The following is a 13,195-nucleotide window of genomic DNA, read 5'->3' as shown; positions in this document are numbered from 1 at the left end:
GCTATATATTAAAGTTTAAACCTAGGGTATAAGTTATCGGCATCGGGTACCCGCCTAAAGCATTCGGGTCGATACCTTGTCTGTTCTTTCGCCAAATCATACCAAGATTGTTGATAAAAAAGTATGTCCGCATCTTGATGCCCGACGAAAGATCCATATCATACGAAATATTCACATCCTGAAAATAGATATGGCTTCCCGATTCGATCAACCGATCGGACTGGATGTATAATCTAGACCGACTTAGGTTTGCCGGATAGATAAGGGATGGCACATCGGTATGCGCTTCGTCTCCGGCTGTCATCCATTTACCTTCGTAATCGGTCTGATACGCGTCGACCGTACCACCCGAGCCATATGCTGTACTGTTATTAAGCGACGACCGCTTAAAATAATACCCCATTTTATATAACAAGCTGAACGACAGCGACCAACTTCTGTATGTAAATTGGTTCCGAAAGCTCCCAAACACTGTAGGGATACTCGAGCCGTGGAGTTTGATACCGTCCCGCTCCGTACTGTTCAATATCGCCGGGTATTCTTTACTCTCTTCACCCAACAGGAAGCCAATGGGGTTACCTGCCTCGTCCAATCCCTTATATGGAAAGCTGTAGATTGACCAATAGGGATTCCCTTCGATAAAGTTCTGCGCCGGCGAAGAGACGACATTGTAATTTGAACCCGGCTCGATGAATATTTCGCTGACCAGACTTTTGCTTTTACTCATCAATAAAAAACTATCCCACGAAAAGCGGCTACGTTGCATATTTCTGGTATGGAGTGACACATCAATCCCTTCGGATGCTGTCGAAGCCGCATTGCCGATGAAACTTGCCAGCCCAGCCTGCGGAGCCAGATCGATCTTACTGATGAGATCCTGTCCGCTTTTTTCCCATCGTTCGATTTCCAGGTTAATGCTATTATTCCATAAAGACATTTCCAAGCCTAGATTCGAATTTCGGATTTTCTCCCAGCGTAGCATTGGATTGGGTGGATTGATCACATTTGCGTACAGCTGACCGTAGAGATTAGTCAGAAAAGATGCCGATTGCGCGGTTAGGTATCTTGAAGTAGACTTATCAATATTTCCCGTGTACCCAAATGTTCCCTTGAGCTTTAGGTTACTTACCACGTCCAGATTAAAAAACTGTTCCCTTTTGAGATCCCATTTTGCGCCGACCGACCACAAGGGCACCCCTTTCTGATTTGCATCGACCCCGAAGAGATTGGATTCATCTTTTCTTAAACTAAAAGAAAGCATATACCTGTCCCTAACATTATAAAGCCCGTTAACGTAATACGACACGAACCTATCTGTATGTCGCACCTGGTTGAAGCCATTGGGAATGGTAGCTGTAGTGTTGTTGTAATAATAGGGATAGGCTCTATTAAAATCGATATCGGTGTTCCGATTCGTTAATTTTTCAGCATCCACACCGTACAATATATTGGTCGCAACGGATCTATTATCCGACATGACTTCGAAACCACCAAAGAGATCGAGGTCATTCCTAAAGAACTTAACTTTGTAGTCGGCCTGCAGCCGTCCAGTATGTGTACCCCTACTTGTGTTTGCACTGTCCCAAATTTCACCTTGTGGTAAATTATACTGCAACACCCCGCTTTCAATCTTGCTGAAGGTATTGATCAGATTTCTGGTGTAAAATCGGTCGAGATCATTCTGAAGTAAGGAGCTACTTTCTCCCTGCTGATAGCCATAAAGCAACTTTACCTTTACTTTATCGAATAGATTATACGATACTGCCGTGTTCACCCGTAGAAATCGATCGTCATTCGTTCTGTTAGCGCCTAAGTTTAGCTCATCCAAGGGTCGGTATCTCCAGTCGAGCAGTTGTTCGTTTACGTTTTCCGTAAACGATAAACTTAACCCGCTAGCGCTCGTCCAAGCCATTGCATTTCTCTCATTATCCTGCATCCTATCGTACGGATAGAAGCTCGCAATTGCATGACCACTTTTTTGGCGATCGAAAGCGTAGAATGTATTGATATCAACATGCAATCGATCCGCGAAAAACAGCAGGCTGTGGTTGTTTGTCAGTGTAGTTCGATTTCTTTTGTCGTTCACCACGTTACCATTTTGGAGATCATTGCCCGCTGCGATATAATACCTGTGGGCAGCCGAACTTCCGCTGATGCCGACGCTCGTTTGGTAGCTAACCGGGTGTTTGTAATAAAACCGTAGAAGATCATTACGGACATCCTGTTCTTTCAAGTTATTGATCAGAAGGGTTGATTCTTCTAGCGAAATTGTGCCATCTTTCGTTTGTTGAAAGATCGATACGGCCGGGGAAATTCCCTGAAATCCGTTACGGATCCGGGTATTGTATGCCCCCTTATCGAACAGAAACTGTTCGACTTCGATATATTCGGTGGACGAGAGCATGGGTCTATTGGCGGAGTAAAGATCTACTTTATTGCCGATCGTGACGTTATTTGCTATGTTTACCTCCGCCCTTGCTTTGTTACTTCCTTTTTTGGTTTGGATAACAATAACGCCGTTTCCTGCGCGAGCACCCCAGATGGAGGCGGCGGCGGCATCACGAAGTACCGAAATCGATAGTACATCGTTCGGATTGATTGCATTGATATCGCCCTGATAGGGGAAATCATCTAAAATAATCAGTGGAGCAGAGCCCGCCGATATGGTATTCCTTCCACGGATCTCGATTAGAGATGGATTGTAGCCCCCACTCGACGATGATCGAAACTGCATGCCTGGTACAATTCCATCTAACCGATCTAACAGATTTGTGGAAATCCGCCTATTCAACAGCTCATTATCAATCTGCACGAAGCTACCTGTAGCCCGTTCTTTAGGGATACGCTGGTATCCCGTACTCACCACCTCTACTTCTTCAATCTGCTGTTCATTTGGCTCTAATCTTATTTCTAATGGCGTAGTTGTTTCATCATAGGCGACAGTCTGTGCCACATATCCAATGTGGTGAATCTTTAGTGTTCCTTTGGGTTGGGGTGCCGTGATACTAAACCTCCCCTCTTTGTCCGTTAACGTGTATTTATTACCAGTCTGTACGGATGCCCCTTCGATAGTCTGCCCGTCGGCAGCCGAGCGCACTTCTCCTCCGAGTGTACGCCCCGACTGCGCCTGGGCATCACTAAACAACACAACTATGAAAAACAGGATACATATTCGTAGAACTCCGCTTAAAAATTTGTTGTTTGCGGAGGATCTAAATAAACGGCTAAGTAGATACCTCGTATCCTCGGCATGACAAGGCAGGGTTTCCTTCTTTTTTGTCATCCCGACTTTGGAGGGATCTTTAAATTGGCTGGGAATAACACTTCGCAACAGCGCATAACTTTCCCCTTTGCGTAATTTTCGCATTCTTTTAATGGTTAAGACGTTATGAATAGACTTCTATAATCCGAATGAAACCGTAGCTTCAACGTTATTTTATCTACGTCATTACATCGTCAATAAGTATTTTCTTGAAAAATCCGAATACGAGATCACGCGACATAAAAAGGTTAAAGAGTTTTCAGTTATCGTATTTGCGGAAATAAAATACCGACCCGCACCGATATCGCATTACAATATCTACATATAAGCAGAAATTATTTGTCAGATTATGGAAAGATTACTACTTTTAGGTACGAACTAGTATAAGTGTAACCGATCAATTGACCCATTGCAAACAATTTTGTTTTAATGTTGGTAGAGGTCGGCCAGATACATCAAGAAAGAAAGTAGAGTTTTGCTTTCGAGAATCATTCGCCCTCTGAAATTATTCAGCCCTGCGAATCTTTCGTTTTGGCATTTATTACCCCCTCTTTTCAGTATCTGAAAGATCAGTAAACTTATTCCGGAGGTGAAATGACGTTCTTTAAATGTTGCTTAGGGGAATACCCGCGATTCTGATCCTTGATCAGGTCTTTGCAGGTCTTGTGGGTTAGTTTTGTCGTTCTCATAATTCTTAAAAAATTTATGTGAACAATGTGAACTCGAAGCCCTTAAAATAGCAAAGGGCGGCCTCGCACTTTAGACCCACGGGTGACTAGCCCTGTCGTCTATGTCTACACGAGACATTTGACTCTACCATCTAAAGTTTACGCGAGACCACCACCATGCTTTATGACAAAAGTAAGAAACTTTTTTTAAGCATGAGGCGATCTTCACGGTTCCCTCGATGGTATTTAGTCGTTCGTAGATCGAGAAAACATCGTTCAATATGGCTAAACGGCCTTATTGTCTAATCGCTTAAACAAATATAGTAATAATTATCAAAAGTGGCAATAAAACCACAAAAATATTTTTATGATAGATAAGAAGCACTTGGAAATAGTTTTAAGAATTGGAAAGAAATTAAAACTGAGACGTATCGAATTGGAATTAACACAACAACAAGTTGCAGATAAAATTCCAAAAATGGATAGAGCCAAAATAAGTGACATGGAAAATGGAAAAGAAGATTTCTTCTTTTCTAAACTTTTGAATGTCTGCGATGCTTTAGAAATCTCAGTAGAAGAAACCTTAAAGAAAGATGAAGAATAACTGAATATTGCAAAATGCAGTATAAGTTATTTAACTCGTCTTGAAAAAAGCTTTTTTGGTTTTAAAAACTTAGAAGATCTTTTTCATGATGGAATTCCAAAGGAAGAACAGATCGTAATTAGATATAAATAAAGTCCCCAAGAAAAAAGCTGACGGGACTCCGTCTAAGCTAATGGAAAATGAGGTGGTTGAGATTGTTGTTGTCGATGCTGATACAAAGGCGGAGGTGAATAAACGGAGTGGGAAGTAATTTTTGACATCGCAAATTGAGATAGCAAATACAATTATAGGTTTATGGCTAAAATTGAAAGAAAAACTGTAAAAAAATAATGATACCGGATGAGGTTGTTATATACAAGATATATCTCCCTGGCGCCGGAACCGAGCGTAGCGAGCTGCGGAGCAAATGTTTCCAGTGCCTTGACATAAAGCGATAATTTAAAAAAAAGAAAATAGCCGCTCGGGATATCCGAACGGCTATTTATTTAATATCTGTAAAATAAAGTGTTACCTATTTTTTCCCTTTAGCTAGATCTGCACGTACTTTCTTCACAAATTCAAGAGATACCTCGGCTATGCGGACAATCGCATCGTCCGCAAGATTAAGTTCAGTAATTAGATTCTCCACAACCCCGTAACTCTTCGCTTCAGCACCTTTCTCAATCCCTTTTTCAATCCCTTGCAATAATCCTTGATTCTTAGCCTTTTCCAGCAAATATTCTCGTGTTCCCATTGTAGTATTCCTCCCTAGTTTGATTTCTACTTCTTTCTCAAAGATAATAAATGTTTCCTGATTTTTAAAACTCACATAACGTGCCAAAAAGTCGTATATCCCCTGTCGTGTATCCTTATCCATCTCACGCTTTATCATCTCTTCATAAAGATCGTGTTTGATCTCTTTCAACTGCTCATCTGTAACATTACGGTGCAATATCGCCAGCAATGCAGTGAGGACAACTACCGCAAACGGATTGTTGTCTGCACGGAGCACCGCCTCATCCTGATCCAATATTTTATAACTATTGAACCTGCTGTTGAGGGAACTATTGAGGGAACTATTGAGGGAGCTAGACCAACCACCAAAAGAAAATTAGCGGTTTTACTTCAGGCAATATTATACAACGAAAAGAAACGCGTACCTGATTACAGCAAGATTACGGGAATGTCTCGGAAAACGGTAGAGCGGTATATCAAGATCTTACGCGAACATGAACTAATAGACTTTACAGATGGAGCAAATCAAGTCGGCGGTTATATAGTAAACTCCGAGCTGAAAGAGATTATAAAATAAACCATATCTGAATTTCCCATTAAGCCTTCCACTAAAAGGAGGCTATTGGGAAATAATTGATTAATACCATGATAATTTCATTCCAAATAAAGAACTTCTTGACATTTGGCTCCATTGAGGCAATGCAGCTAGGGGCCGTCAAGGGAAAAACTTGCCGTACTTCAATCCGTTTTTATGGATAAAATACGGATAAGATACAGATAAATTCATATCTTTGTACAATCCCTTTTTCGGATAAAATACAGATAATATATGGATAAATTTATTCAAAAGCTCAATTTTGATTTTATCACCAACCAAAGAGTCTTACAGCTTGTTGGTTACATTGACAGTTTTAAGGGCAAATGGAATAGTGCCGAAAAACAGGAAAACCGTTATCTGAAAGAATTACGGAAAATTGCTACTATTGAGAGTATCGGTTCATCTACGAGAATTGAGGGAGCAACACTTACCGACAAAGAAGTGCAAGAACTTCTAAACGACATTAAAATAACAAAACTAAAAAGCCGTGACGAACAGGAAGTTGTCGGGTATTATGAAGTTTTGGAACTCATTTATGACAACTATTCTGATATACGCCTTTCCGAAAGTTATATCAAACAATTACACCAAATATTGCTGAAATACAGCAATAAAGACGAACGACACAGAGGTACTTACAAGTTTCTTTCAAACAAAGTAGTAGCAACCTATCCGACAGGCGAACAACGAACCATTTTTGCAACCACCGAACCTGCATTGGTAGCAGGAGAAATGCAGGAATTAGTTGAATGGACAAACGAGCAAATAGAACAAAAAAGCATTCATCAACTTATTGTTATTGGTAGTTTTGTTTACGATTTTTTGAGTATACACCCTTTTCAAGACGGAAACGGCAGGTTATCCCGGCTACTTACAACACTTTGTCTTCTACAAAATGATTATCCTTTTATTCAGTATATTTCATTTGAAAATCATATTGAGCAAAATAAAAAAGCCTATTACGAAGTCTTAATGACAGGGCAAAAAAACAGAGGAACAGAACAAGAACGTATTGACAAATGGTTGATTTTCTTTTTAGAGAGTTTGAAAACCCTTACCGAAAAATTGGAACAAAAATATGACGTATTCAAATCCAAAGGCGGTTATCTGAACAACAGGCAAAGGTTAATAAAAGATTTTATTCAAGACAGTCAACCTATCAAAGTAAGTGATCTGGCAAAGCAATTTCCCGAAATAGGATTGAGTACTTTGAAAAAGGATTTACAATATTTACGAGACGAACAAGTGCTGACAATGATTGGAAAAGGAAAAGGAAGTGTTTATGTCTTGAACGAAAAAGAATAACCCTCATAGCAAGGTTTTCAGAACTACCTGGGTTTCTTTGCGATTATCCAAAAAGTGCTAAAAGAGAAGGATACGGACGTAAAGATTTAAAAATCATCAGTTATTCCTAAATATTCCAACCGGTATTTCTACTTTTACTGCGAATTTGAAGAGGTTGTCATTAGCCCATTTGATCATCTTTAACAGTGAAGACACATGAACTTGACGGAACATTACAATAAACTGTATAACCAATCTATCGAAAAAATCCGTAATGGAAATGTGCTAACCGATAAATTGATCGATGATGGAAATGACAGACGACGAGGCTTGACTGTCCTGATAAGGCCCAGTGATGACATCAAAAAGAGCATTCAGTATTTCCAAGGGGAAATGAGTAATATTGACAACCAACAGTATTATCAACCGATCACAGATATGCACATCACCGTGCTATCGATCATCTCCTGTTATGACGGCTTTGACCTTAGTCAAGTAAATATTCCAAATTATGTGCACCTCATTAAGGAAAGTATCAGAAATATCCCGGAGATCGGCCTCCAATTTAAAGGAATATCTACCTCTGCAGAAGCTGTAATGGTTCAGGGTTTCCCATTAAATGACAACCTTGAATACCTAAGGAATCGGTTGAGAAGTAACTTTAAGGCAACCTCTTTACAGCAGAGCATCGATGCCAGATATACATTATCTACCGCGCATATCACAACAGCACGTTTCCGAAAACAAATAAAGCATCCTGAAAAATATGCTAAACTATTGGAAAACTACAGGAATGTTGACTTTGGACATTTCAGACCAGAAGCTGTCGAACTTGTCTATAATGATTGGTACCAGAAGGCCCATATCGTAAAGACGCTCTTTAAGGCCCACTTGTAAACATGTCCATCATTGATGACATATTAAATCAAATCGATGCCTCACAGAAGGTCATTATAATATGTTCCGCTTTTTCACTGCCCGAGATCCGAAAACTAATTCAACACCGTATCGACTTTAACCTGCCCCCGGGAGAAAACCTTCCGAAAACGAAAATTCAACCGATTTATTGACAAGGTGTTATCGAAAGTGTGTGAAAACAGCGCTAGAACTTAACTCAAATATTTACAAAAATTAACCTGCACATAATACATCTATAGTACCTTAGCCCGGCGCTAAAAAAAGCTGCAACAAATATTCAAAGGTTTTTCAAGCCTTATAAAGCATATGGCCACGGCCATTTAACAGAGAATCATGAATAGATCTTTTGTTCCTGTACTCTGTGTTTTTGGGTATTTCTCAGCATAGCGAAAGTATGAAAATAATTTTTTATCAGTAAAACATATATATGAAATTTGTATTTATCAGTATAGCTATGCTTTTCGTCAGTATGTATAGCTTTGGACAGGATAAGAGCGATTATTATATTACAAACTCACAGGATACCGTCTATGGAAACATTGGCCGTAAAAAATCCAAGTCATTTAAATTTACGCCGATAAGCACAAAGAAAAGTACCAAGATTGGTGCAAACGACTTCAAAAAAGCATATCGGTTTAGCAAGGGTCTAACGTACCTCTCCGCTATTAAAGAAGATGCTAAGTCTGACGCACGTCTCAAAATATACGAATCGACCAGCACAGGCCCAATATTTCTTATTGAAAACATCAACTACGGCGGTGCTCCGATGGCAGGAGGATTTGGATTTTCTGGTGGAGGATGGACCCAGAGTATTATGTTTTTAATCAAAGAAGGAAGCAACCAATTGATCTACGTCAATAGTACTGGGCTTTTTGGAAGTGCGGGTAAAGAAAAAATCAATAAACTCAAGGCGATATTAAGTGATGACGAATTGTCTGTCGCTGCTCTTGAAACTGGCATAAAGAGAAGGCTTTCCGTAAAAGAATTGAAAAGAGTGATTCAAGAATATAACGAAAGGAACTACAATAGAAAGTAAAAAACAGAAACTGCAGGCGATATTTTTTTTAAAAAAAGGTAACGAGATCGGAAAATCCAAAATGTACGGCATTGATCAGACCTTTATCTTAAACGTTTCTTGAAAAAGCTCCGCGTTAATAAGGCGACCTATGTCGACACTCTCAATGGTGGAATTCCAGCGGGTGGAATTTCTCGATACAAGAAGTGGAACAATTAAAATTGACCTCATAAGTAAACAGACTATTAACTTAGATTCAAAATTAATGGACCCAGAGCTACTTTTTATGGGAAGCATAAATGAAATATAGCTACTTCTTCATCATGAAAAGCACCGGAGACATTGCGGTGTTAGTCTGCGAATAGTGTAAATATTGTCGTGGATCACCAGTGCTTTTCACACACTATCAACCAGTTGCAAAACAAGATAACACGTAACATTAATGATACTTTTTTTGCTCCGGGATATTTTTCATATATTTTAGCATTGCAAAGTACTAACGTAGCAAACTAACTAAAAAACTATGAAAAAAATTTTCTATTTATTCTTGGCATTGGGTTTAGGCCTAAATGCATGTAAAAAAGATGATCGATCAGCCGATAATAAGGTCGAGGATTATCTCTTAATCTACGGCAAAAAATACAACAAGGATTCTATCATGTTAGAATTTTCGAAAGGGGTTGGATTAGACACCTCCATGTTTTATTTTGACGAAGAAGCACAAGTATTTAAACTTCGTGAATATATTATGTCGATTGAACCTGAGGTATACCTAAACTTACAGAAATAATGAAAGTACTATATTTATTAATAATTTCAACACTAACAATTACATCAGCTTATACGCAAACATTTAGTGATGTAATTAACGGAGCCCAGTTTGGCTTTCAGGCAGGAACAGCTACATTTTTTCAAGGTGTCGACGGAAAAAACAAGATCTTATATACAGATGATGGTACCGACAAAATTTACACGGGAATGGTGGGCCTAAAAAGAAGTCCACAACATACCGGGACCCTTTTCTATGACTTAAAAGCATTTATGTTCCTTTTCCGCCCTAATGGAGGTTATGAGGTTGTATCGAATGAGGTAGAATTTGATCACACAGATTTTATGGCTCCCGAAGGAAGCCCGACTTCCACATCCCTCAAACAGCTTAATATTTATATCCCAAAAGAATATAACGAAGGTGGAATACTTAAGATAGGATATCGAGGCCGATTGAACGGCGGAAATACTGTCGAAATCGTTTACGACGATTGGGAAACAGAGATAGTCGTCAAAACAGAAATTTCGGGGCCCAAAAGCATTTGTTCAGAGGATATATATACTATAATAAATCCCGGAACGGTAACCCTAGAAAACGCAACAAACATCGCTACGCTAACTAGCTTAGGAAATAACCAGTATAAGATTACTCGAATTGGAAGTGCTAACGGAGTAATTACTTTGAAAGCAACTACTGGCAATTTTGTTACTACAAAAGAGATAAATATTGGTGGACTTATTAATTTGGGAATTGAAGATATGATTGGTTTACAAGATAGTCCTACTGGAGATGCCTTTACTGTATTAAGTGGCAATGGTAATTACAGGTATACCGGAGTTCTTAAAGTAAGAAACATGAATAGTGAAGGTTCTACGACGTATTCGTGGACGAAAATGGGAGGTTCCACGGGTCTTCCTGCAGTGACTTGGTCCGCAAACGGGAATACAGTAGAAGTGCGCTCTAAGGGAGTTGGTGGCTTCATTACGTTAATATGCACTGCCACTAATGGTTGCGCAACATATTCAAAGGAATATGCTTTTTATTTTGGAAACTCTCCCTGGTAATCGAATACGATTCGAAAATGAACTGTTATCATACTTATAAGAACTCTCGACTAGCACCAAGTTAAATAAAAAGGTGGTCAACGAATATTGGCCACCTCTCTTACTACTATTAAACGATTGTTCTACTTTGCTCGTGACCAGCTAAGCCAATAGTGCCTGCCGATCTTCTTCTTGTGCCTGTCCCGCTTCCTAAGATTGCGACGAAGAAACCTATACAATTACTAATCCAGGTGTGATAACATTAGAAAACGCAACAAATATTGCGACTTTAACAAACTTAGGAAATAATCAATATAAAATTACTCGAATTGGAAGTGCTAACGGGAATGTGCTACTAAAGTCTGTTCAAAATTCATTGACAGTAACTAAGTCGATTAGGGTAGGTCCTGAAGATCCAAGGATTTTTGGTCCAGCTGGGCCACTAGCATGCACTGGTCTTTACACGTTCTCGGTTTCGCCAGTTGCTGGTGCAACATATAATTGGACTGTTGTCGGAGCACCGCCAAATTCACTTCACAATACCAGTGGACCAACGTTGAATTTGAGAATTGGAAGCGGTTCAGGAAATCGGACGGTAAGGGTAAGCGTTCGAGCATCAACCAATTGCGGTTTGACGGGGTGGGTTGAAAAAGTTATTGAACTTAAAAGTGGAGGGATCCTCCCAGTTGAGCCGTAGGATAACCACGAGGATAACTTAAAGATAAGCTACATTCTCTCTACATGAAGTAGTAGCTTACCTTTATCACATGTACATCCGACACACTAATTGCCAGCCGAATTCTTCTGTATGGAAAGGTCGTTTGTTCCATACTCTGAAATTATTAAAGTGATTAAAGAAAGTCAATGTTACCGGCATTGGCTTTTTTGTATCTTAGCAGTTGATATTTTAACAGACGTTTACAAACACCTCGCTCGCGCTGGTAGATCCAACTCGCTGGCGCGTGGACTTTGTCCCGTGCCTATTAAGGTAAAAGATTAGCTCCCATATGCTCCAGGAAAAACTGGAAGCACCTACTCCTCAGGGAAGGAAAAGTATGGGTTATGAGATTATGAAAAAGAAGTGATGGAAACCAGAGATTGCATATACAACGTCATGTATATTTTTTTATATGGATACGATTACAATTGCAAAGTATACAAAAAGTGATTTCGAAACGTATTACGCCCTTGTACAGGAAAACAACGTGATGCGATATATATCTGGCAAAGGACTTCAGGTAGAAGAAGCTAGGTTAAAATTTGATTCAATCCTCGAGGTTAATGCGCAGTACGACGAAATCGGCTATTTCAAAATCCATAATAATGAGCACAAATTTATTGGGGATTGCAAAATAGAATGGTACAAACACGACAGGTCGAAACTGGAGATTGGATATCTACTTAAAGAAAAATTTTGGCGGAGAGGATACGGTACAATGGTCTGCACGAAGCTCTTACATCTAGCGGACAAGGTGTATCCGACAGTAGATCTAATCGGAGTCATCGATCCCGATAATTTGGCTTCAAAAAGACTCCTTGAAAAATTTGGATTTAAGAGCTTTTTCTGTGGCGTGGAAGATGGAATACCTACAGAGAAATTAATCAGGAAAGTGTGAAGAACAAGATTGTTGACACTAATCCCCTGTTGCGCGAACATTTACTTCGTAGAGCTCAGTTTGCTTCGCAGCTGCCTTCGGCGGTCGTTCGGTTAGCAGTGCGGTGCTCGTGCTAGAGGCATGTACAGCATAATCAGCCCTTGATCTTAAACGTCTTCTTGGAAAAGCTTAGCGTTAATAAGGCAATTGTCTCCATAAGCGCATGGCCGACCTTCTAAGCGAAAATTTGACGCTTGTATCTATATTGATAAATATACCAATAGCTGTAATTATATTCGGGAGGGATATCCATTTGCGATTATCCAAAAAGTAATAAAGAAGCCGGTGGAATTGCAATAATAAAACGGACATTTAGTTAAGCTGCAATGTTCTGTTTATTTAATTTTTGTCCATATTCTTCTGGAGACAATTAATCCTGTACAGAATACAGTCTTTTTCTATTACTATGTTTGCATATATTCGAATACGATTAGGGAAGCGTGCTCAGTTAATTTTGCTTCGCTAAACATAACCTTCCATCATGGTGAATTAACTTACAACATTTACTATATTTACGATACTTTTTGACGCAACGCATATATAAGGAATATTTCTCGAACCGAAGGCTGAAAGCCCAGCTCTGCAATGTAAAACGAGTTGTGTTAAAAAAAACAATCTGCATACAAAAATTTAACAGTTTAAACGGATCAGTTTCAAAACCTGTG

The 13,195-nt window shown here is 39.4% G+C and carries 10 protein-coding genes; 8 read left to right on the top strand and 2 right to left on the bottom strand.

Going from position 1 to position 13,195, the window contains the following annotated elements; genetic code table 11:
• Nucleotide 1: 1 nt before the first annotated feature.
• Nucleotides 2-3,367: a SusC/RagA family TonB-linked outer membrane protein gene (locus tag C4F40_RS00860; RefSeq protein ID WP_196937484.1), complete on the bottom strand. Its 3,366-nt coding sequence runs from the start codon at nt 3,365-3,367 to the stop codon at nt 2-4.
• A gap of 930 nt (nt 3,368-4,297) precedes the next feature.
• Between C4F40_RS00860 and C4F40_RS00855 the strand changes: the two genes are divergently transcribed.
• Entirely contained in the window at nt 4,298-4,534 is a 237-nt protein-coding gene (locus tag C4F40_RS00855) for a helix-turn-helix domain-containing protein (RefSeq protein WP_196937483.1), read from the top strand.
• 511 nt (nt 4,535-5,045) lie between these two features.
• On the opposite strand, the gene C4F40_RS00850 is transcribed toward C4F40_RS00855, so the two are convergent.
• On the bottom strand, nt 5,046-5,438 hold the full coding sequence (locus C4F40_RS00850; protein WP_196937482.1) for a hypothetical protein: 393 nt from the start codon (nt 5,436-5,438) through the stop codon (nt 5,046-5,048).
• Here C4F40_RS00850 and C4F40_RS00845 point away from each other — a divergent pair.
• From C4F40_RS00845 to C4F40_RS00815, 7 genes are all read left to right on the top strand, one after another.
• Complete coding sequence (locus C4F40_RS00845; RefSeq protein WP_196937481.1) at nt 5,421-5,825, top strand: hypothetical protein; 405 nt, start codon at nt 5,421-5,423, stop codon at nt 5,823-5,825. The genes C4F40_RS00850 and C4F40_RS00845 overlap by 18 nt on opposite strands.
• 252 nt (nt 5,826-6,077) lie before the next feature.
• On the top strand, nt 6,078-7,151 hold the full coding sequence (locus C4F40_RS00840) for a Fic family protein (protein WP_196937480.1): 1,074 nt from the start codon (nt 6,078-6,080) through the stop codon (nt 7,149-7,151).
• Nucleotides 7,152-7,346: 195 nt separating this feature from the next.
• Nucleotides 7,347-8,027: a 2'-5' RNA ligase family protein gene (locus C4F40_RS00835; protein WP_196937479.1), complete on the top strand. Its 681-nt coding sequence runs from the start codon at nt 7,347-7,349 to the stop codon at nt 8,025-8,027.
• Nucleotides 8,028-8,475: 448 nt separating this feature from the next.
• Nucleotides 8,476-9,084: a hypothetical protein gene (locus tag C4F40_RS00830; RefSeq protein WP_196937478.1), complete on the top strand. Its 609-nt coding sequence runs from the start codon at nt 8,476-8,478 to the stop codon at nt 9,082-9,084.
• 502 nt (nt 9,085-9,586) lie between these two features.
• Complete coding sequence (locus C4F40_RS00825; protein ID WP_196937477.1) at nt 9,587-9,853, top strand: hypothetical protein; 267 nt, start codon at nt 9,587-9,589, stop codon at nt 9,851-9,853.
• Nucleotides 9,853-10,896, top strand: coding sequence for a hypothetical protein (locus tag C4F40_RS00820; RefSeq protein WP_196937476.1), 1,044 nt, complete (start codon nt 9,853-9,855; stop codon nt 10,894-10,896). Before C4F40_RS00825 ends, C4F40_RS00820 begins: the two co-directional genes overlap by 1 nt.
• A gap of 1,109 nt (nt 10,897-12,005) precedes the next feature.
• Nucleotides 12,006-12,491 carry a GNAT family N-acetyltransferase gene (locus tag C4F40_RS00815; protein WP_196937475.1) on the top strand — a complete coding sequence of 162 codons (486 nt, stop codon included), beginning with the start codon at nt 12,006-12,008 and terminating at the stop codon, nt 12,489-12,491.
• The last annotated feature ends 704 nt before the right edge of the window (nt 12,492-13,195 follow it).

The organism is Sphingobacterium pedocola, from assembly GCF_015209965.1.
GTDB classification, from domain to species: domain Bacteria; phylum Bacteroidota; class Bacteroidia; order Sphingobacteriales; family Sphingobacteriaceae; genus Sphingobacterium; species Sphingobacterium pedocola.
This window is presented reverse-complemented; position numbering and strand designations above follow the sequence as displayed.